This window comes from Chryseobacterium shigense (assembly GCF_014207845.1).
GTDB lineage: Bacteria > Bacteroidota > Bacteroidia > Flavobacteriales > Weeksellaceae > Chryseobacterium > Chryseobacterium shigense_A.
This window is the reverse complement of sequence record NZ_JACHLC010000003.1, coordinates 155,984-177,797: the sequence shown is the minus strand read 5'-3', so window position 1 is coordinate 177,797 and position 21,814 is coordinate 155,984. Positions and strand designations below refer to the sequence as shown.

Genomic DNA, 21,814 nt, shown 5'->3' with positions numbered 1-21,814 from the left:
ATGAAAAATATAATTATTACCGGTGGCGCCGGATTCATAGGTTCTCACGTTGTAAGGGAATTTGTAAAAAATAACCCGGACACAACCATCATTAATCTTGATGCACTTACCTATGCCGGAAATTTGGAAAACCTTAAGGACATTGAAAATGAACCTAATTATGTTTTCGAAAAAGCAGACATTACAAAACCTGAAGAATTAAGAAAGGTATTTGAAAAATACAATCCTGATGCAGTAGTACACCTGGCAGCAGAAAGCCATGTAGACAGGAGCATCACGGATCCTATGGCCTTCATCAATACGAACGTAAACGGAACCGCCAACCTTCTTAATTTGTGTAAAGAATTCTGGACTTTGAATCCGGATCATACACACGGAAGATTTCCTGACGAAAAAAGAACCAATTTGTTCTACCACGTTTCTACAGACGAAGTATATGGAAGCCTTGGTGAAACAGGTTTCTTCCTGGAAACTACCGCTTACGATCCGCAATCTCCATATTCCGCATCAAAAGCAGCTTCCGATCATTTGGTAAGAGCATATGGAAATACTTACGGAATGCCGTTCATCATCTCCAACTGTTCAAACAATTATGGGCCGAATCATTTTCCAGAAAAACTGATTCCGCTTTGTATTTCAAATATCATCAATGAAAGGCCATTGCCAATTTACGGTGACGGAAAATATACAAGAGACTGGTTATTTGTAATAGATCACGCAAAAGGTATCCACCAGATCTTTAATGAAGCCAGAACCGGTGAAACTTACAATATCGGAGGCTTCAACGAATGGCAGAATATTGATCTTGTAAAAGAACTGATCAAGCAAATGGATTCCAAACTTGGAAAACAGGAAGGTTATTCTGAAAAATTAATTACTTTCGTAAAAGACAGACCGGGGCACGATAAGCGTTACGCCATTGATGCAACCAAACTTAATAAAGATTTAGGCTGGAAACCATCTGTAACTTTTGAAGAAGGACTTTCGAAAACCATTGACTGGTATCTTGAGAATAAAGAATGGCTTGAGAACGTAACCAGCGGTGATTACCAGAAATACTACGAAAATCAGTATAACTAACAAACACAAAAGATGAAAGGTATCATTTTAGCCGGAGGCTCCGGAACAAGACTTTACCCTCTAACAATTGCAGTAAGCAAGCAGCTGATGCCTGTGTACGATAAGCCGATGATCTATTATCCGCTTTCAACTTTGCTGTTGGCAGGAATTAAAGATATTCTGATCATTACAACTCCTCACGATCAGCCGGGTTTCATTAAACTTTTAGGTGACGGCTCTCAGATCGGATGCAACATCGAGTATGTTGTACAGCCGAGCCCGGACGGATTAGCACAGGCCTTTATTTTAGGAGACAAATTCATTGGTAATGATCCTGTTGCATTGGTATTGGGAGATAACATTTTCTATGGTTCTGGAATGGGAACACTCTTAAAAGAAAAAACCAATCCTGATGGAGGGGTGGTTTTTGCCTATCATGTGTCCGATCCGGAAAGATATGGTGTTGTAGAATTCGATGATAATCTTAAAGCCATTTCTATTGAAGAGAAGCCTTTACACCCAAAATCGAATTATGCAGTTCCCGGCCTTTACTTCTATGATAATGAAGTGGTGGAAATTGCAAAAAACATTCAGCCTTCCACAAGAGGAGAACTTGAAATTACGGATGTAAACAACGTTTATTTAAACAAAGGAAAACTTGAAGTAGGCGTTCTGGACAGAGGTACAGCCTGGCTGGATACCGGAACATTTGATTCCCTGAACGATGCCTCTGAATTTGTAAGCGTTATTGAAAAAAGACAGGGATTCAAGATCGGGTGCATTGAGGAAATTGCTTTCAGAAATAAATTCATCAACGAAGAAAAGCTGCTTGAAACCGCTGAAAAATACGGAAAAAGTGGTTATGGTGAATATCTGAAACAACTTGTCAGAAAATAACATCAGCGTTTACGTTACAAAAATACAGTACCTTTCTTTAATCCGAAGCAAGTACATAATGTAAATTTCATATACAGGCAGATGGCAGCATCAGGCTGTGCCCCGATAGTAATTTTATAATTAACTTTGAGGGCTTAAAGAATTTTATAGACATTAATGGAATACAATAAACCACAAATTATCACATTCGATAAAATAGGATCATCACAGCTGGGTTATATTACTATTGCCGAAACGCAAAAAAATGTTCCTTTTGAGATAAAGAGAGTCTACTGGACCTATTATACACCTCATGATGTAACAAGAGGAGGACATGCCCATAAAGCACTGCAGCAGTTTATCTTTGCTGTTTCAGGAACCATTACCTTTAATACGGAGGACAAAGACGGCAACAAGGAAACTTTTACTTTAGATCATCCTACAAAAGGCTTATACATTCCCAAACTTGTATGGAGAGACATTCAGTTTTCGCATAATGCAGTGTTGCTATGTCTGGCTTCGGAAGTATATGACGAAGAAGACTATTTCAGAGATTATGAAAGCTTTAAAAGGACTACAAAAGAAAGGTAAAGAATTCAACAATCGTTATAACTAAAAAAATATGAAATTCAATAACAGGAATGTATATATTAGTGAGAAAGCTACAATTGGCAAAAATGTCAGAATAGGCGACAACACTGTTATTTATGACAATGTAATAATCGGTGATAATTCTATTATCTGCAATGATTGTATAATAGGTGAACCAATCAATGATTACTACTTTAACAGCGGCTATGAAAACCCTGAAACAATATTAAACGAAGGTGCTTTCATCAGAAGCCACAGTATTATTTATGCAGGCTCTGTTTTTGGAAAGAATTTTTCCACGGGGCATCGTGTAACAATAAGAGAACATTCGAAGTTTGGGAATAACTGCAGAATCGGAACTGTATCCGATATTCAGGGATATGTAGAATTTGGAGACAACTGCTGGCTGCACAGCAATGTGCACATTGGGCAGCAATCTAAAATAGGAAATTATGTATTTATTTATCCCTATGTCGTCTTTACTAATGATCCGACCCCTCCTTCAGATATCTGCACAGGCCCTACTGTGGGTGATTTTTCCCAAATTGCTGTGGGTACAGTTCTTCTGCCAGCTGCAGAGATAGGAAAACATTGTTTAGTAGGAGCCCAATCTCTGGTAGGAGGAAAATATGACGATTATTCTCTGGTTATTGGAAATCCGGCAAAAAAAATCAAGGATGTACGTGAGCTCAAATCAAGAAATGCAGATAAGTCCCATTACCCCTGGCCTTATAATTTCTCAAGAAACATGCCTTGGGAAGAGGAAGGGTTTGAAAATTGGAAATTAAAAAACGGTTACGAAAATGATTAATTTTTTAGATTTAAAAAAAATAAACCTTAAGCATCAGGAAGAAATTGAGAACAAACTTCTGAGCGTTTTCCGAAGCGGATGGTATTTGCTGGGAAGCGAGCTTAAAAACTTTGAGACCAACCTGGCATCATATATAGGTTCAGAATATGCATTGGGAGTTGCCAACGGTCTGGACGCCCTTCGTCTTATCTTCAGAGCTTATATTGAACTGGGAATCATGCAGCCCGGTGATGAAGTTATAGTACCCGCCAATACTTATATTGCTTCCGTTCTGGCCTTGTCCGACAACGGACTCGTTCCTGTATTTGTAGAGCCGGATGCCAGTACTTATAATATCGACATCTCAAAAATTGAAGAAAAAATAACGCCGAAAACAAAAGCCATCCTTATCGTTCACCTTCAGGGAAGAATTGTTTTTTCAGAAGAGCTTAAAAATATAGCCGCAAAGCATAATCTAAAGATTGTAGAAGACAATGCACAGGCTATTGGCGCAGAATGGAAAGGCATTAAATCAGGAAATCTGGGTGATGCTGCAGGTTTCAGCTTTTATCCTGGAAAAAACCTGGGAGCTTTAGGGGATGCAGGAGCGGTAACTACAAATGACAAAGATGTATTTGAGGCTATCCGTGCTATTGCCAACTATGGTTCAAACCAGAAATATGTAAACACTTACAAAGGATTAAATTCAAGGCTGGATGAAATTCAGGCCGCTGTTCTGGATGTGAAGCTGAAATATATTGGCCACGAAAACGGAACCCGAAGAGAAATTGCTAAAAAATTCATTTCCGGGATCAACAATCCAAAAATCATCCTTCCCGAAAATCCTGCCGATGAAAACGAGCACGTATGGCATGTTTTTGTGATAAGAACAGAAAACAGGGATGAGCTTCAGGCCTATTTAACGGAAAAAGGGATCGGTACTATTATCCACTATCCTATTCCGCCGCATAAACAGGAAGCTTACAAAGAATATAACCACCTTTCATTCCCTGTTACCGAAAAAATGCATGAAGAAGTACTGAGCCTTCCGATTTCTTCTGTTTTAGAGGAAAAAGAGATCCAGGCCATTATAGAAGCCGTTAACGGATTCCAGGCGTAGTGAATAATGCCGTAATTAATGACGGAAATATTCTGAACAAATAATAATTCACATTATAAATTTAAAAAACTATTGGCTTTATAGCTGGTAGTTTTTTGTTCATAATAACAAATTTCAATATATTCGTTGTTGTTTTTGAAATTATATGACGAATTTTTCATCACCAAAAAGTCCGAATAAGAATTAAATATTTTAAATTTGCAAAAAAATACACAAATGAATGAATCACAACAGAAGTGGACAGAAACAATAGATGATGGCCATTCCTTGTTTGATCTGAAGCTAAAGGAAGTCTGGAAATACAAAGATCTTGTTTACATGTTTGTAAAAAGAGACTTTGTATCAAGTTTTAAACAAACAATATTAGGGCCTATTTGGTTTTTTATCAATCCCATTTTTACTACAATTACCTATCTAATTATTTTCGGAAAATTTGCGAAACTTCCTACAGACGGAGCACCAGGTATATTGTTTTATCTGGCGGGGGTAACCCTATGGAATTATTTTTCCGGAGCACTTCTGGGTACCACAAATACCTTCACAGGTAACGCCAGTATTTTTGGCAAAGTATATTTCCCCAGACTTGTAACGCCCATTTCAATCGTTATTTCCAACCTGATGCGGTTAAGTGTGCAGTTTCTTTTATTTCTGGCTGTCTGGCTTTATTATCTTATCAACAACGAAATTCATCCCAACTGGTGGGTGCTGGCTACGCCGTTTCTCATCATCATCATGGCTTTGTTTGCGTTAGGAACCGGAATGATATTTTCATCACTTACAACAAAGTATAAAGATCTTACTATGCTGCTGGCATTTGGCGTTAGTTTACTTATGTATGCAACTCCGGTAATCTATCCTGTATCCATGCTGCCCGGCTATTTCAGAAGCCTGGCAAAGTACAATCCCCTGACCGGTATTTTTGAATGTTTCAAATACGGCTGGCTGGGTGTCGGAGATTTTTCCCCTTCCATGCTTATCATAAGTACAATTATTACTATTGTTCTTTTATTTATTGGAATCATTACATTCAATAAGGTGGAAAGATCCTTCATGGATACCGTATAAATGTGTATAAAACACTTTGATTAATTAAAAAAATTTAAAAATGCTAGCTTTAAAAGCAGAAAATATATCAAAACAATACCGTTTGGGGCAGGTGGGAACAGGAACACTTTCTCATGACCTCAACAGATTCTGGCACAAAATAAGAGGAAACGAAGATCCTTATCTGAAAATAGGAGAAATTAATGACAGAACAACAAAAGGAACTTCCGATTATGTATGGTCTTTACGCGACATTAATTTTGAAGTAAAGCAGGGTGATGCCGTAGGAATTGTAGGAAGAAACGGTGCAGGAAAATCTACCCTGCTAAAATTATTGAGTAAAGTAACCAAACCAACTACAGGAACAATCCGCACCAACGGGAGAATTGCGTCTCTGCTGGAGGTAGGAACAGGTTTTCACCCTGAAATGACGGGCCGTGAAAACGTATTTCTGAATGGTGCCATTTTAGGAATGACCCGTAAAGAAATCACCAGGAAATTTGATGAAATTGTAGATTTCTCAGGTGTTGAAAGATACATTGATACCCCGGTAAAAAGATATTCTTCAGGAATGTATGTGCGTCTGGCATTTGCTGTGGCAGCACACTTAGAATCTGAAATTTTAATTGTTGACGAGGTTTTAGCTGTAGGTGATGCAGATTTCCAGAAAAAATGTCTTGGAAAAATGGGTGATGTAACGAAAGGCGAAGGAAGAACCATCTTGTTTGTAAGCCACAACATGACAGCCATTAAAGAGCTTTGTAACACCGGAATATTGCTGAACCAGGGGCAATTGGCCTACAGCGGCAATATACTTGATACCATTATAGAATACCAGAAAAATTCTGAAACCCAAAGCAAGTATCTTCACGAAGGACCTGTTGAAACGGCAATGGGCAATGATAACATAAGAATTCTTGAATTCTCTGCCGAGCCGGCACAAGGTGAATTAATAGACATAGAATCCGGAATTCTGGTAAAATTAAGATTCTTCAATTCAAAACCGGGAATCAACCTGGATACTACGTTTGAACTCAGAACCTATGAAGAAGTTCCCGTTTTTCATACAGGAGTTTTAATTACCACCAATAATGATTCGGAAGCAAAGGAATACAGTGTAGAATTTACACTTCCAAAGCATTTACTGAATGCCGGAAACTATTATTTCAAATTGATTTTCGGTGAGGATCAAAGAATTCCGTTGTATATCACTTCCAGTACAATCGGCTTTGAAGTTGAAAATGTAAAACTTGGAAAGAATATTGCGCTTCTTCCGGGAATTATCAGGCCTCAGTTTGATTTTAAAATATTTTAAATTAACCCGAAACAACACACAGAGAAGGTTAATCAGCTGCAAAAGAGAAATTTACAAAAGATGGTTTCCGGTACAGATAAAATTCAATACCGAAGAAAATAAACAGGAATGCTTTTGTTTTAAATTGTCCTGCAAAGGAATATAAATTACCCAAATCAGCCCGTAGAAAATCAAATATATTGGGAGAGGATAAAATATGGGATAACTCTGAGTTCTTTTGAGAAAACAAAAAAGATGTTTTACGGTCCTGACAGGATTTCATCAATAATTTGTTTTTAAAATCTAAACAACCGGTAGCTCAGGTTAATCAATATCAGTAAACTTTCAAAAGCACAGGAACTTGGTAAAAAAAGATATACATATCAATCCGGAAAAGTTATTATATTCAAATAAGGTGTATTTCGAATCATGTATTCGGACTGCACAAAAATTATTTGAAGAAAATCTTTATGAAGACTGCATAAATTATATTGAAAAAACAGCTTCTTTCGGATGGTTCAATTTTTCGGGGTACTATAAAAGCGGACCTTTAGAACTGCTTTTAACTGAAATTCAGCAAAAGATTTTACCAACAGCTTCTCATCAGCAAAAAACCGGTAAAACAAATAGAATACTTCATATCTGCTCGGAAGTATATACCTCGGGCGGGCATTCTAAATTGCTTTATAACTGGATTAAAAATAATTCTTCAAACACACACACAATACTAAGTACCCGGCTTTCCCTGGAAGAAATGAAAGAGATCAGTAATTTCTATCTAAAAGGCAGTATTGATGTGGAGCATGTGAGTGTAAAATCCTCGTCTAAAATAGAATCTGTCAAACTTTTAAACGGGCAGCCCCTGAATGATTATGACATAATAGCACTTCATATTCATCCGGACGAGACCATTACAAACATCATTTTATCTCAAAAAGATATTACAACACCTGTTTGTTTTATCAACCATGCAGATCATGTATTCTGGCTGGGAACATCTGTTGCGGATATGGTTCTTCAAATCAGGGAATCCAGTATAGCGATTGATGTGGAAAGACGCTGCATTTTAAAAGAGAGACAGTTCTTTTTGCCTATTCCTATAGAAACAGCTAATGAAATAAAAGAAGAAGAAGAAACTACCACCGATGAAACTCATGTCATCAATTTATTAAGTACAGGAACAGCCTACAAATACAATCCCAACGAACACTACAATTTTCTGAGAGAAGCTTATAAGATTGTAGAAGAAAATACTGACGTCATCTTCAATATTGTAGGGATTAATTCCGATTCTGACTATGCTAAAGAATACCGGCATGAAAGAATTGTTTTACATGGAATTGTATCTTCACAGAAGCTGGCTGAAATTGAAAAAGAAACTGACATTTATATTGAAGGCTTCCCAATGCCTTCCTTTACAGCGCTTCTTCAGGCTGCTTTACGTAAGATACCTTTTGCCCTTCATTATAATCCACTATCTGCATTCAGACTTTTCAGCGATAATAATGAACATCACATAGTTTATCCAAAAAACCTGGACGAATGGCATTCCAACATCAGAATGCTGATTCAGGATGCGAAATACAGAACAGAAACCTCACAAAAACAACAGGAATATGTGCTGAACAATTACAGTATAGAAGTATGGAAATCCCGTATTCAGGAACTCTATCAAATAATGGATAATAAAAAGCATGCTTACCGGATGCCTGATCCGGACAGATACTATGACGGTGACAATGAAAAAGTGTTGGTAACTGTTGATAAAAGAAGGCTTTCACATTATAGGTTCACAGAGAAAATGTCATTAACCGGAAAATATTTTGTTTATAAAATGACAAAGCTTAAAAATCCTAACATTGACTATTTTCATAAGAAACAATTAATAAAATACTTTCTTAAAAAATAATGAGTACAGCTACACCAATTAACAGGAAAAATAATTTTGATTTTCTCCGACTGCTATTCTTTAAATTAAGAACCATAAGACTCATACCGGCAAGTATTGTTATTACCTATATTTTCGCGTATAGCTCGTGGCATCTGATTGAAAAAAGAATGTTAACGTATAAAAATCTGATTAAATGACCCCTCAAAACTATCAAAACAGGCTTGCTATAGTTATCCCCTACTATAAAATAGATTTTTTTGAGGAAACCATTAAATCTGTTGCCGCACAAACCAACAAAAATTTTGTTTTATATATAGGAGATGATGCCAGCCCGGATGATCCTGTAAGCATCATTGAAAAACATCTTCACGATGAAAGTTACTTTTATTTCAGATATGAAGAAAATTTAGGCGGTAAAAATCTGGCCCTGCAATGGGAAAGAGTTTTAGAACATGTAAAAGAAGAATGGTTCCAGGTTTTGGGTGATGACGATGTTATTTCCGAGAACTTTGTAGAAGAATTTTACAATAACCTTCAAACTGCGGAATCCAGAAATATATCTGTCATGAAATTTTCCCATCAGTGGGTTGATGAGAAAAACAATGCTATAGAAAAGTATGCTTATAACTTTTCAGAGATAAAACCTACAGAATTTTTCATTAAAAAATATAACCACGAGATACAAAGCAGTCTTTCCGAGAATATTTTTAAACTTGATATGTATAAAAGAATTAAGTTTGAAAAAATAACATTAGCCTGGGGAAGTGATGATCTGGCTATATTTTTATTTGCTGCCGGAAATCCTATTTTATATATTAAAAACAGTGTGGTAAAGGTCCGTATTTCAGGATCAAGTATTTCAGGATCTGCAGATTTCTCAGATCAAAAGCAGAAAGCCTATTTTGAATTAAGGGAAAGGCTTATAGAAAAATACTCTTCACTGTTTGATGATCAGTTTATGTCAAAAGTAGTGGAAGAATATTTGAGCATCAGTAATTATCATACCTACAATGCTCATTACTCAGCAATTTTCTATTACCTTAAACATTTTAAAATCAAAGCTTTTTTAAAAGCACTCAAAAAAATTTATTATATTAAAAAGAAATGGCGCCAAAAATCTCTATCATAGTACCCTGCTATAATCAAGGGCCTTATCTTGATGAATGCCTGCAGTCCATATTAGAACAATCCTATACCCATTGGGAGTGTATCATTGTAAATGACGGTTCTACAGACAATACAGACGTTTTGGCAAAACACTGGGCCGGTAAAGATCCTCGTTTTCATTATGTATATAAAGAAAATGGAGGCATATCTTCAGCAAGAAATGCCGGACTTGAAAAAGCTTCCGGAGAATACGTACAGTTTCTGGATGCCGATGATATCATAGACCGTCAGAAATTTGCCAAAAGCCTCTCCCACGATAAATATTATCCGCTGATCATAAGCCAGTTCACAATCTACAAAAACAAAACTCACTATCCCGGATACAACCATATTGAAAAGGATTTTGCAACGTTTGACGGAATTGTATTTGGCTGGAATCTTAAATTCACCATACCTATACATTGTGCCTTAATTTCCGTAAAACTGCTTGAAGGATTTAAGTTTGACACCAATTTAAGCATCAATGAAGACTGGCTGATGTGGATTTATATCACCCGCAACAATCCTGAAGTGCTTCTGATTGATGAACCACTGGCCCATTACCGTAAAGAAGATGATAAAAAAAGCTTATCCTCCGATCCTTATAAAGTTCTTCGCCAGAGAACAACAGTTCTTCCTATTCTGAAGAAATTATATGGGGACGACCTGCATGACAGGCTTGCTTATCACATGATTGAAACCCACATCACCCAGCTGTCCCAATTGAAAACCGAATTCAATAAAGTTACAGGCGGCAGAGTGATCGCAGGATATCTGGCGTTTAAAAAATATTATTACAACCTTTTTCAGAAAAAATAACTGAATTTTCAGAACCAATGACAGCATCCGTAGCCCTTTGTACCTATAATGGTGAAAAATATATAGCAGAACAGCTGGAAAGTATTCTCAGCCAGGCAAAACCTGTGTCTGAGATCATTATTTGTGATGATAATTCTACTGATGGAACTTCAAAAATACTTTCCGATTATTCAGCACGTTATCCGGATATCATAAAAATTCACCGGAATACAGAAAACATAGGATACGTTGAAAACTTTGAAAAAGCAATGAGCATGTGCACCAGAGATCTTGTATTCTTATGTGATCAGGATGACCGCTGGAATCAGGATAAAACTGCAGTGATCACAGAAATCTTTGAACAGCATCCTCATGTTAACATCGTATCCCATAACATTAAACTTTTTGGGGAAAACATCAACAGCACCGAAGAAATTACATATTGGGACCTTGATGCTATAGACCCTGATCATTTTACACAGCCGCAGGACATTGTAAAAAGAATTTTATTTAAAGGAAATATATTTCCCGGAATGAGCATGGCCGTCCGAAATACTTTTCTGAAAGAGAATCTTCCCCTGAAAAAAATTAATTCCACGATTATTCACGATTATGAACTCCTTCTGATTGCTTCCGATAAAGATTCCGTATGGATAGAAAAAAGAATTCTGGGAGGATACCGTATACATCCGAAACAAAGCATAGGATACAAAACATTTGCTTATTTTAATGCTTCTGAAAAAGAAGTTTTATCCCGTGATTCAGTTTTTGCCATATTCAAAAGATTCCCGTTTGTAAAAAATGCAATTCAAAAACTCAGCCTTACTACAGAACTTGAAAAAGAGTATAAAACATACTGTATTCAGCAATATAAGAATTATATCAAAAGCCTTCCCCTTTTGCACAGCTGGATCACCAGGTTAAAAATGAAATACTATTTTCATATATTTGATTACCTTAAATAGGTTGCTGGTAATTCTTATACATGAAAACTTTCTTACTTACACAAATTGAAAAAAAAGATAACGTATGATTATAGGCAACGGACTTATTGCTAACTCATTAAGAAATATTGATTCAGAAGACAACCTGTTCTTTGCTTCCGGTGTTTCCAATTCCCTCGAAACCAAAAACTCTGAATTTGAAAGAGAATTCAGCCTTGTGAAAAACACTTTGGAAAAATACTCTGAAAGTAAATTTATATATTTTTCAACATTAAGCGTAAACGATCAGTCGAAACAGGACAGTCCTTATATTTTACATAAGCTTCAAATGGAGAATTATATTAAAGAGAATTCCGGCAATCATCTTATTCTCCGGGTCGGAAATATTGTAGGAAAAGGAGGAAACCCCAACACCCTGTTTAATTATTTAAGGACCCAGATTACCGGAGATCATACATTTAACGTTCATAGCCATGCTAGAAGACTGCTGATTGATATGGATGATATTCATAAATTTTTAGTGGAAATTTGTCCTTATTTAAAAAATCAGACGATCAACTATGCTTTCCCTTATTATTATAATTTACAGGAAATTATAGGAGCCATTGAAAAAAAAGTAAATAAAAAAGCTATTTATAATGAAGTAAATGAGGGAGATTTTTATCAGGTTTCATTTGAGGACAGCGTTAATCGGTTTTTCTCAGACGTCAACCCTGAGGATTATATAGAATCTTTAGTCAAAAAGTATATTTAAAGCCGCGAAAAGATGAAGATTTATTTTATTATTGTAACCTATAATGCCATGAAATGGGCAGAAAGATGTTTTACAAGTTTACGGAATTCCAATATTCCCGTAAAATCAATAGTTATTGATAATGGCTCTACCGACGGAACCCAGGACTATATTAAAACTCATTTCCCGGAGGTAGATTTTATACAGTCTGCCGAAAATTCCGGATTCGGGAAAGCCAATAACCAGGGAATAGAGAAAGCATATAAAGAAGGAGCTCATTTTGTATACCTTATGAATCAGGATGCCTGGATTTTTCCAGACAGCGTAGAGCAATTGCTGGAAGCTTATAATCATTATCCGGAGCAGGAGAAAATCGGTATTTTAAGTCCTATGCACTTGGATGGAACCGGGAAAAAATTTGATCTTCACTTTGAAAATTACCTTGCTCAGGATTGTAAGAATAACAGATTTCTTTCCGATGTTTTTCTTGGCGATGTAAAGCCTTTTTATGAAATAAAATTCGTGAACGCGGCTCATTGGTTCATTCCCAGAAAAGTGCTTGAAAAAGTAGGAGGCTTTAATCCTTATTTCTTTCATGGTGCTGAAGATTACGATTACATTAACAGGGTTACCTATTTCGGGCTGAAAATCATTGCCTGCCCGAAAAGTAAAGTGGTGCACGATGCAAAAGTCCAGGATTTCCAGAAAGAGGAAATGAAAGATCCCGCTGAAGTATTGGCAAGGAAAAGACTTTCCATGCAAATGCAGAGAGAAACGAAGTACATGAACCCCAATTTTGATTACAACATCGGCCGGGAGAAAAAAGCTTTTATCACATCTCTTATGAAACACGGTATCCAGAGAAATACCAGCGAATACAAGTTTTACCTGGACCAGTATAAATTCTTTTCAAAAAGGTTTGATGAGATTCAGGCCTACCGGAAAGTATCTATGAGTGGTAATCATCCCTATTTAAATATTTAAAAGATTTAATATGGAAAAGTTCCCCATAAGCATCTGCATTCTCTCCTGGAAAAGTGCTGCCAATCTGAAAAACACATTAAGATCATACAAAAAGTATGGCCTTCTGGATATGGTGGATGATATTACGATTCTGTTTCAGGAAGTAAATAATGATGACAAAAAAGTAGCAGAAAAATACAATATTAAATACATTGGTTTAAAAGAAAATGTTGGAATAGGAAAAGGTATGAAAATGCTTGCTGAAAATGCATCTTCTCAAAACATCCTCTTCCTTGAGCATGACTGGGAACTGATTGAAGATAAAAACACCCTTTTTCCCCAGTTAAAAGGAGGGCTGGAATTATTAAATAACGGCTTTGATGTTGTGCGCTACCGAAGCAGAAAAAATCCGGGCTATCCTCTGATATCCATCAGGCATAAAGGTAAAGAACTGGAATATTATGATGACTGGCACGAATGCACGTCCCCTCACCTTCTGGAATCCCTGCACTGGCTGGATCCGGCAGTAGAATTCCCCGATAAGATACAGAAACAGGGAGACTTTTTTGTAACCACATCGCGGTGGGCCAACTGGACAAACAATCCTTATCTTGTCAGAAAAAGCTACCTGCTTGAAAAAATTCTTCCTTTCTCAGGAGAATCCGTTTCGCTGGAAAGAAATATTGCTTCCTGGTGGGTAAAGCAGGACTTTAAAATAGCGCAGGGCGAAGGCCTTTTCACCCATAAGGATCTTGTTAAATATCCAAAGAAAAGCCTGCTCCGGAAAATACTTAACAAATTGAAAAATAAATTAAAATAAAGACGAATGAAAATCCTTTTCCATGAGAACGAACTCAATTACAGAGGGACTTCCATCGCATTATATGATTATGCCGACTTCAATGAAAGATATCTGGGAAATGAATCTGTCATCGTATACAATAAAACGCTCCCTACCAACCATCCGCTTGGGATTGAAAAATTTGAAAAAAGATTTCAGGTCTTCGATTATTCGGATTTCAATGAGGTAGATACTATCATAAAAAACAATAATATTGATTTGTTTTACGCCATTAAAAACGGGTTTTACGACAATATAGAGACTAAGGAATGCAAAACAGCTGTTCATAGTGTTTTTAAATATTTTGAACCTCATGGGGATATTTATGCCTACGTATCTGAATGGCTCAGCGAAGAAATGACGCAGGGCAAATCTCCGTTTGTACCCCATATGGTCAATTTTGAAAATGAAACTCATGAAGATCTTAGAGCCGAGCTTAACATTCCAAAAAATGCCAAAGTATTCGGATATTATGGAGGCGGACAAAGCTTTAATATCGGTTTTGTACAGAAAACGGTAGAAAAAATTGCCTCTGCATACAAAGACGTTTATTTTATCTTCATGGGCGTTGATACGTTCGTGAAAAAAAAATGGTGGAAATCTGCTCCGTCAAACATCAAATTTTTACCTCCAAGCTCAGATGTTCTGATGAAGCTTAAATTCATCAATACATGTAACGCTTTACTTCACGGCCGTGAAAGAGGGGAAACATTCGGAATTACCGTTGCAGAATTTGCCATTAAAGGAAAACCGGTCATCACCTTTGCAGATTCACCTGAAAAAGCACATATCAATCATCTGAAAAATCAGGCTTATTACTACAAAAATGCAGGAGAGCTTAAAAATATACTTCTGGATTCAGATTTAAGTTTGTCTGCCAGGGAATTATATGAGAAATTCTTACCCAATCCGGTAATGGACAAATTTAAAGAAGTATTTATTGATTAAATATGAAATCAAAGGTCATTAATTACATCATCGGTATCATATTCCTTATATATTATTTCATTAGTATACAGAACTCCTATCTTCAGATTGTAACGTATAAAAACGGCTGGTATTTAGGCGAATGGATCATTAATTACCAGGACGGCGGCTTCAAAAGAAGAGGCCTGTTTGGGAGTATATTTATATTTCTGAATGAGATTACCCACATTAACCTGGAATATCTGGTATTTTCATTCCTGTTTGTGATATACACAGTATTTTTCTGTTTACTGATTAAACTGTTCTGGAAAAATAAGAACAACCTGGTAACAATAGCTATCTTACTTCTTCCCTCGGCTTTTGGAATGCTTTTAAAAGATCCAACTATTGCAGCGAAAAAGGATATTTTTGTCATGCTGCTGTATCTTGTATACTTTATGTCGTTGAAATCAAAAATGATTATCGGTGACTTTGTAATAACCTTTTTTATTATCATTTCCATCTTAAATCATGAAGCTTCTTTTTTTTATCTGCCATTTGTAGCGTTTACTTATTTTATTAAAAATGAAGGTCCTGCAATGAGTAAACTCAAGAAAATTTTCATTTTTCAGATACTGCCTGCCGTCATCACTATGGCTGTTCTTTACAAATTCGGAATGGATATAAGAACAGATCATTCCATTGTATTTTTAAAAGAACACGGCCTTCAGCTTGGCCAATTAGGAATCTATGAATATGATCCCCATTTTGATGTTCTGAATTTTTACAAAGAACATATTTACGGCTACCAGACCTACAGCATCAGTATGGTAATCAGCATACTGACTTTTGGGATATATTATAAATTTAATGAGCTTAAAATTAATTTCGTATTCATTGCAGTACAGGTGCTTTGTTTAGCGCCCTTATTTTATATAGCATACGACTGGGGAAGATGGATCAATATCCTTTTCTCTTTATTAACGATATACATTGCAGGTGAAAAAACACTGGCAAGCAATACCAGAAAAGATATAACAGCTCTTATACTGATTGCATTTAATGCTTTATGGAGTATGATGGTCCTGCATCAGGGATTCGTAACTTTTCCTGCTCTTGACTCCCTTATAAAACGGGCATACTATTTTATCTTTTATAAAATTCAGAAAGTACTTTTTTAGCTGTAAAAATCTAATCATTGGAAGTATAAACAATAAATCAGGACTTTCTTTTAACATGGTGAATATGGATAGAATCAACAGAATCATTTTGATACAAATTTCCCAAATAAGAAGTATTTTATAAATCTGTCGTAAATTTGTCTATCCGAAAATAAAATTAATGATGAAAAACAATATATTATGTGTGGAATAGCCGGAATTATAACCAATAACGCCCGAAATTACCAGAATGAAATTCAAAGAATGACGGATGCCATCGCCTACCGCGGGCCGGATTCGGCACATCATGAATTTTATGACAATGCAGCTTTGGGGCATCGCAGGCTTTCTATTATAGATCTAAACAGCCTATGTTTTTGTACTCTTTGGGGAACACAATAACAAAAAAATTATAAAATGATTAACATTTAAAATTATTTATATGGCAAACTATCTGAAATCCCTCAAAAGTATATTCTTTCAAGAAGGTCCAATAAATTTTATTAATAGAAAATTAAATATCTCCTATCTTGATAACAGAAAACTTTATACAATTAAATACAACAACCAGAAAACCAAAATCTATCTCAATAAAAGATTCGGATATGTAGATTTTTATATTTTTGAAAATGGAATTTATGAGCAATATATTGTAGATGATATAAGGAATGTTCTTTCAAAAGATAAAGTTTTATTAGACATAGGAGCTAATATTGGGCAACACAGCTTACTTTTAGCCCCTTATTGTAAACAAATTTTTGCGTTTGAACCTATTCCCGATGTTTATCATGAGTTTAGCGAAAGTATTAAAAAAAATAATTACAAAAATATTAAACTATTTAATGCTGCAATCGGTGATCGTTCTGAAACAAAATCATTTAATTTTATGACAGGGCATGCAGGGATGAGTTCATTTGTAGAGATCGATCATCCTGGAAAGAAAGTAATTACTGTTCAAATAGAGCCTTTAGAAAAAATTATAAATAATGCCAAGTTTGACGTAGTGAAAATGGATGTAGAAGGATACGAAGCTGTTGTAATATTAGGCAATAAAGATATTTTCTTAAAAAACAGACCTATTTTTTTCATGGAATTTTGCCCTATGGCAATTGACCAACAAGGCTCTCATACCTCCCGCGAACTTTTAAAATTCTTTTTAGATAACAACTTCAAAATACATAGCAGAGTACTTAATAAAGACTTTTACAGCTTAGAAGAAGAACTTTTAATAAATGATAATTTAGTTATTTCACCGGTTTAATTTTAATGACAGCCTCAGTAATTATTATGGTTCATAATGAAGGGTAGTTTTTGGAAAAATATGTGGTGTCTGTAGTGCATTTTGATGGAGTAAAAGAAGTTATTTTAGTAGAAGACAAATCAACAGATAATTCCTTAGACATCTGCCGTAAACTGAAGGTAGAAAATCCGAAAATTAAGCTACACCATCATCCTGATAAAAGAAAATTACGGAGCGGTAGCTACAAGAATCCTAGGATTAGAGAAAGCTCAATTAGAATTTACACCTTTTTTAGATGCTGATAACATTTTTACCTTCCCAATCGTTTTGATGCGGAAAAAGAGATTTTAAAAGATGAAAAGATTGAAGATATTTTTAGAGCCATTGGTGTGGAATGTTTAACCGAAAAAGAAAGAAAGGAATTTCAGGATAAGTTTAATCAACAGCAAATTTCCCAAATAAGAAGTATTTTATAAATCTGTCGTAAATTTGTCTATCCGAAAATAAAATTAATGATGAAAAACAATATATTATGTGTGGAATAGCCGGAATTATAACCAATAACGCCCGAAATTACCAGAATGAAATTCAAAGAATGACGGATGCCATCGCCTACCGCGGGCCGGATTCGGCACATCATGAATTTTATGACAATGCAGCTTTGGGGCATCGCAGGCTTTCTATCATAGATCTGTCTGAAAATGGGATACAGCCCATGTTTTCCAGTACAAAAAATGAATGCATTGTACTGAACGGGGAAATTTACGGTTACTCTGAAATAAAAGACCAGTATTCCGATTACCCTTACCGTGGAAGCTCGGATACAGAAGTGATTCTTGCTATGTACCAGAAAAAAGGAAAAAACCTGATTCATGACCTTCCCGGAATGTTTGCTTTTGCGATCTGGGATGAAGAAAAACAGGAACTGTTCTGTGCCAGAGACCGTTTCGGGGAAAAACCTTTTTATTATGCTATCGGGAAAAACGGTGAATTTATTTTTGCTTCCGAAATTAAAGCTATTCTTGCTTCAGGACTGATAAAACCGGAAATTGATACAGCACAGATTGCCTACTATTTAAAAAACGGATATATTCACCCTCATAAAACGATTTACAAAAATATTTTCAATCTCAAACCTGCCCATACATTAGTATTAAAAAATGGAAAAGCAGAGGTAAAGCCATACTGGACCATTCCTACTGAAACCTCAACGTTAAGTTTGGATGAAAGCATTGAAAAATTTAAGCATCTTCTGGATATAGCTATAAAGAAACAGTTGGTAGCTGATGTCCCTGTAGGCTCTTTCCTTTCCGGCGGTCTGGATTCCAGTACTATTGTTGCCGTTGCTTCCAAATACAAGGAAAACATAAAAACCCTGGTTTACGGCTACGAAAGCGGCGACTTAAACGAGATGCCGTATGCACAGGCCATTGCAGATAAATATAAAACCGACCATCATATTCTTCTGGATAAAAAACAGAAGATTTCCGAGACCCTTCAGGAAGTATATTCATACATGGATGAGCCGTTAATGGACTCTTCCCTTCTTCCTACCCATCTCATTTTCAAAGAAGCATCGAAAGATCTGAAGGTAATCCTTTCAGGGGATGTGGGTGATGAACTGTTTGGTGGTTATACTTTCTATAAATATAACATAGACCTTTCCCAAAAGGGCTTCTATCCTGAATATCTCTCAAAGATGATCCTTTTGGCTGGCAAATTCAGAGATGTTGGCTCCGAAAGGCGCGTAAGGGCACAATATAAAGATACCATAGATTATCATCAGAATAAAGTAAGGAATTATTTCTCCGTTGCAGAAATCAGAAATCTCGGGATCACCGATGAAATTCCGGGACAGGATTTCAGCTTTAACCCCACTAATGAAGATTATAATGACCTCATGCGTATTGACCTGGAGAAATATGTACCCGCCAATATGCTTCTTAAGGGAGACAGAACCTCTATGTACAATTCCGTAGAGGTAAGAATTCCTTTCCTTGATATTGATTTTGCAGAATTCTGTATCCAGATGCCGTGGCAGTATAAGGTAAACTCTACAGAAGATAAGATTATACTGAGAAAAGCCTATTCCCAGGCATGGACAGAAGAAATTGCAAAGCGTGGCAAGAACGGCTTCGGGGCTTCTGTAACCGAATGGTTCAAAGAACCGGAGCTTCAGAGCCTAAGCAAAGAACTCCTTGAAAACAAAAACAGCTATATCTTCAAGTATCTGGATTTTAACGAGGTACAAAAAAAGCTTAACAAACACCATCAGCACTGGAGTCTGCTGATCCTTGCACTTTGGTTTCAGAACAATAAAAATCATTTACAGTAATGATGAGAATAGGTCTGGCGGAAAATGGCTATCCCATTAAAAGAAATATCCTGAATAAGGTTCCGGGATATGAGTATGTTTTTCTAAGAAAGAACAACAATCTTTTCCATTCACTAGCTACTGTAAAAAAAATCTTATTCAGGAAGAAAACGGATTTTGAAGGGAAGTATTTCTTTTATCAAAGTCCCAAGATTGATGTCCTTCATCTTTATAACGATATCAATTATTCTTCCCAGAAGTGGGTGGCTTCTTTTGAAACGCTTGTTCCCAGGTTTCCCGAAACCAAAGATGACCATCAGAAAACCGAACCTCAGCATACCCGTAATAAAAAAACGGAAAATGCATTCGGGAAAATCAGTAAAAAAAGCTGTCTGGGAATTATTTCAATTTCTCAGGCTTCTGCCAATATCCAGCTGGAACTTCTGAAAAACTACCCTGAATTTCAGGAAAATGTAAAGTCTAAGCTTTCAGTTATTCATCCCTCTCAGGAAATTATTTCAAGAGATTCGGAAGAGATCTACAAAAACATGGAAACATTTCACCTTATTTTTGTAGGAACCCAGTTTCATCTGAAAGGTGGCTCTGAAATGATAGACGTTTTAAAGAAATTAAGACAAAAGTATAATTTCAAACTTAGCATTATCTCTTCTTTTAAAACAGATAATTACGTAACCAGAGTCACTGAAAAAGAAGCTCAGGAAACCCGGGAAATGCTCAAAAAAGAAGAATGGATCAACATTTATGAAAACATTCCTAACGAAAAAGTGATAGAGCTTATCAAAAGTGCCCATTTCGGTCTTTTGCCGACCTGGTCTGACACTTATGGCTTTTCTGTTTTGGAAATGCAGGCAGCAGGTGTTCCCGTAATTACAACTGACATCCGTGCTTTGCCTGAAATTAATAATGAAAGCTGTGGATGGCTTATTCATCTTCCCCAGAACCGTTTAAAGCAGGCTCTTTATTTTACTGCTGATCAACGGGAAGATCTTAAAAAGACATTGAAAACCCAGTTGGAAAATATTCTGGAAAATATTTTTACAAATCCGGAACAGTTGCCTGAAAAGTCAAAAAAATCATTGGAAAGGATCAGAAAGGAACATGATCCCGCTATTGTAAGTGAAAAATTAAAAGCAATATACAGTAAAGCATGAATATTTCAGTAATTATACCGGTTTACAACGCTTCCGAATTTCTGGAGAAAGCTGTAGATTCTGCTTTACAGTTTGAGGAAGTAAGGGAAGTTGTACTTGTTGAAGACAAATCCACCGACAATTCACTGGAAGTTTGTCAAAAACTTGTTGTAAAAGATTCCAGAGTGAAATTATATCAGCATCCGGACAAAGGAAACCACGGGGCCGGAGCTACAAGAAACCTGGGACTGGAAAAAGCAGGCTGTGAATTCATCTCTTTTTTAGATGCTGATGATCATTATTTACCCAATCGTTTTAATGCAGAGAAAGAGATTTTTAAAGATGAAAAAATTGAAGGTGTTTTTGGAGCCATTGGGGTAGAATATTTAACTGAAAAAGGCCGGAAAGAGTTTCAGGATAAGTTTAAAGACATTTCTTTAACCACCGTTAATTTTCCTGCAGAAGGCAAAGAGGTTCTGAAAGGCTTGCTGGGCTTGACTCTCAGGGTTTTCGGAACGTTCTTTCATTTGAATGCGCTTACCTTAAGAAAATCTTCTTTAGTAAAGAATAATCTTCACTTCAATGAAAATCTTCGTGTTCACCAGGATTCCGATTTTATTACCAAGCTGGCTTTTCACTGCTATCTAAAATCAGGAATTATAGATAAGGCTGTTGCGGTAAGAGGTGTTCATGATAACAACAGAATTACCAAGATTATAAGATATTCCCCTCAATACAATGAAAGACAGTTCCTTTTATGGAAATCGCTGTATGAATGGACCGCTGCCAATCCATTACCTTCAGAATGCAGAAAAAAGATCTATTTAACCTATAAATCTTTTGATCTTTCCCTGAAAACAGGATTAAATAAATATTTTTGCACCTTTTTAGAGGTCATTAAGAATCCTCAAATATTAAAAACTCAATACCGTTTTACGTATCTCAACCGATAA

At 36.1% G+C, this 21,814-nt stretch carries 22 protein-coding genes; all 22 read left to right on the top strand.

The window, feature by feature from the left end; translation table 11 throughout:
- On the top strand, positions 1-1,080 hold the full coding sequence (rfbB, locus tag HNP36_RS13565) for a dTDP-glucose 4,6-dehydratase (RefSeq protein WP_184164554.1): 1,080 nt from the start codon (positions 1-3) through the stop codon (positions 1,078-1,080).
- Between the two features lie 12 nt (positions 1,081-1,092).
- Positions 1,093-1,956 (top strand): glucose-1-phosphate thymidylyltransferase RfbA, encoded by an 864-nt coding sequence (gene rfbA / locus HNP36_RS13560; RefSeq protein ID WP_184164551.1) that lies wholly within the window; start codon positions 1,093-1,095, stop codon positions 1,954-1,956.
- 156 nt (positions 1,957-2,112) lie between these two features.
- On the top strand, positions 2,113-2,526 hold the full coding sequence (locus HNP36_RS13555) for a sugar 3,4-ketoisomerase (protein ID WP_184164548.1): 414 nt from the start codon (positions 2,113-2,115) through the stop codon (positions 2,524-2,526).
- 31 nt (positions 2,527-2,557) lie between these two features.
- Positions 2,558-3,337, top strand: coding sequence for an acyltransferase (locus HNP36_RS13550; protein WP_184164545.1), 780 nt, complete (start codon positions 2,558-2,560; stop codon positions 3,335-3,337).
- The gene (locus tag HNP36_RS13545) at positions 3,330-4,436 is read left to right on the top strand and encodes a DegT/DnrJ/EryC1/StrS family aminotransferase (RefSeq protein WP_184164542.1); all 1,107 of its coding nucleotides are present in this window, start codon (positions 3,330-3,332) and stop codon (positions 4,434-4,436) included. Before HNP36_RS13550 ends, HNP36_RS13545 begins: the two co-directional genes overlap by 8 nt.
- A gap of 216 nt (positions 4,437-4,652) precedes the next feature.
- Positions 4,653-5,501 (top strand): ABC transporter permease, encoded by an 849-nt coding sequence (locus HNP36_RS13540; RefSeq protein ID WP_184164539.1) that lies wholly within the window; start codon positions 4,653-4,655, stop codon positions 5,499-5,501.
- 40 nt (positions 5,502-5,541) lie between these two features.
- Entirely contained in the window at positions 5,542-6,795 is a 1,254-nt protein-coding gene (locus HNP36_RS13535) for an ABC transporter ATP-binding protein (protein ID WP_184164536.1), read from the top strand.
- A gap of 340 nt (positions 6,796-7,135) precedes the next feature.
- Positions 7,136-8,683 carry a hypothetical protein gene (locus HNP36_RS13530; RefSeq protein ID WP_184164534.1) on the top strand — a complete coding sequence of 516 codons (1,548 nt, stop codon included), beginning with the start codon at positions 7,136-7,138 and terminating at the stop codon, positions 8,681-8,683.
- A gap of 175 nt (positions 8,684-8,858) precedes the next feature.
- Entirely contained in the window at positions 8,859-9,794 is a 936-nt protein-coding gene (locus HNP36_RS13525) for a glycosyltransferase family 2 protein (protein ID WP_184164531.1), read from the top strand.
- Complete coding sequence (locus HNP36_RS13520; protein ID WP_184164528.1) at positions 9,770-10,630, top strand: glycosyltransferase family 2 protein; 861 nt, start codon at positions 9,770-9,772, stop codon at positions 10,628-10,630. Before HNP36_RS13525 ends, HNP36_RS13520 begins: the two co-directional genes overlap by 25 nt.
- 17 nt (positions 10,631-10,647) lie before the next feature.
- Positions 10,648-11,574, top strand: a complete 927-nt coding sequence (locus tag HNP36_RS13515) for a glycosyltransferase (protein WP_184164525.1) — start codon at positions 10,648-10,650, stop codon at positions 11,572-11,574.
- 64 nt (positions 11,575-11,638) lie between these two features.
- Positions 11,639-12,307, top strand: coding sequence for an NAD(P)-dependent oxidoreductase (locus HNP36_RS13510; RefSeq protein ID WP_184164522.1), 669 nt, complete (start codon positions 11,639-11,641; stop codon positions 12,305-12,307).
- Between the two features lie 12 nt (positions 12,308-12,319).
- Positions 12,320-13,270, top strand: a complete 951-nt coding sequence (locus HNP36_RS13505; protein ID WP_184164519.1) for a glycosyltransferase family 2 protein — start codon at positions 12,320-12,322, stop codon at positions 13,268-13,270.
- 10 nt (positions 13,271-13,280) lie between these two features.
- Positions 13,281-14,069, top strand: coding sequence for a hypothetical protein (locus HNP36_RS13500; protein WP_184164516.1), 789 nt, complete (start codon positions 13,281-13,283; stop codon positions 14,067-14,069).
- Between the two features lie 6 nt (positions 14,070-14,075).
- Positions 14,076-15,038 carry a hypothetical protein gene (locus HNP36_RS13495; RefSeq protein WP_184164512.1) on the top strand — a complete coding sequence of 321 codons (963 nt, stop codon included), beginning with the start codon at positions 14,076-14,078 and terminating at the stop codon, positions 15,036-15,038.
- A 2-nt stretch (positions 15,039-15,040) separates the two neighbouring features.
- Entirely contained in the window at positions 15,041-16,177 is a 1,137-nt protein-coding gene (locus HNP36_RS13490) for a hypothetical protein (RefSeq protein WP_184164509.1), read from the top strand.
- Between the two features lie 180 nt (positions 16,178-16,357).
- Entirely contained in the window at positions 16,358-16,558 is a 201-nt protein-coding gene (locus HNP36_RS13485) for a hypothetical protein (RefSeq protein WP_184164506.1), read from the top strand.
- A 40-nt stretch (positions 16,559-16,598) separates the two neighbouring features.
- A complete protein-coding gene (locus HNP36_RS13480) occupies positions 16,599-17,417 on the top strand; it encodes an FkbM family methyltransferase (RefSeq protein ID WP_184164502.1) in 819 nt (272 codons plus the stop codon).
- 62 nt (positions 17,418-17,479) lie between these two features.
- The gene (locus HNP36_RS19370) at positions 17,480-17,698 is read left to right on the top strand and encodes a glycosyltransferase (RefSeq protein ID WP_410494188.1); all 219 of its coding nucleotides are present in this window, start codon (positions 17,480-17,482) and stop codon (positions 17,696-17,698) included.
- Between the two features lie 230 nt (positions 17,699-17,928).
- Positions 17,929-19,731 (top strand): asparagine synthase (glutamine-hydrolyzing), encoded by a 1,803-nt coding sequence (asnB, locus tag HNP36_RS13470; RefSeq protein ID WP_184164496.1) that lies wholly within the window; start codon positions 17,929-17,931, stop codon positions 19,729-19,731.
- On the top strand, positions 19,731-20,882 hold the full coding sequence (locus tag HNP36_RS13465; RefSeq protein WP_184164493.1) for a glycosyltransferase family 4 protein: 1,152 nt from the start codon (positions 19,731-19,733) through the stop codon (positions 20,880-20,882). The genes asnB and HNP36_RS13465 overlap by 1 nt, the downstream gene beginning before the upstream one ends.
- Positions 20,879-21,814 carry a glycosyltransferase family 2 protein gene (locus HNP36_RS13460; RefSeq protein WP_184164489.1) on the top strand — a complete coding sequence of 312 codons (936 nt, stop codon included), beginning with the start codon at positions 20,879-20,881 and terminating at the stop codon, positions 21,812-21,814. The genes HNP36_RS13465 and HNP36_RS13460 overlap by 4 nt, the downstream gene beginning before the upstream one ends.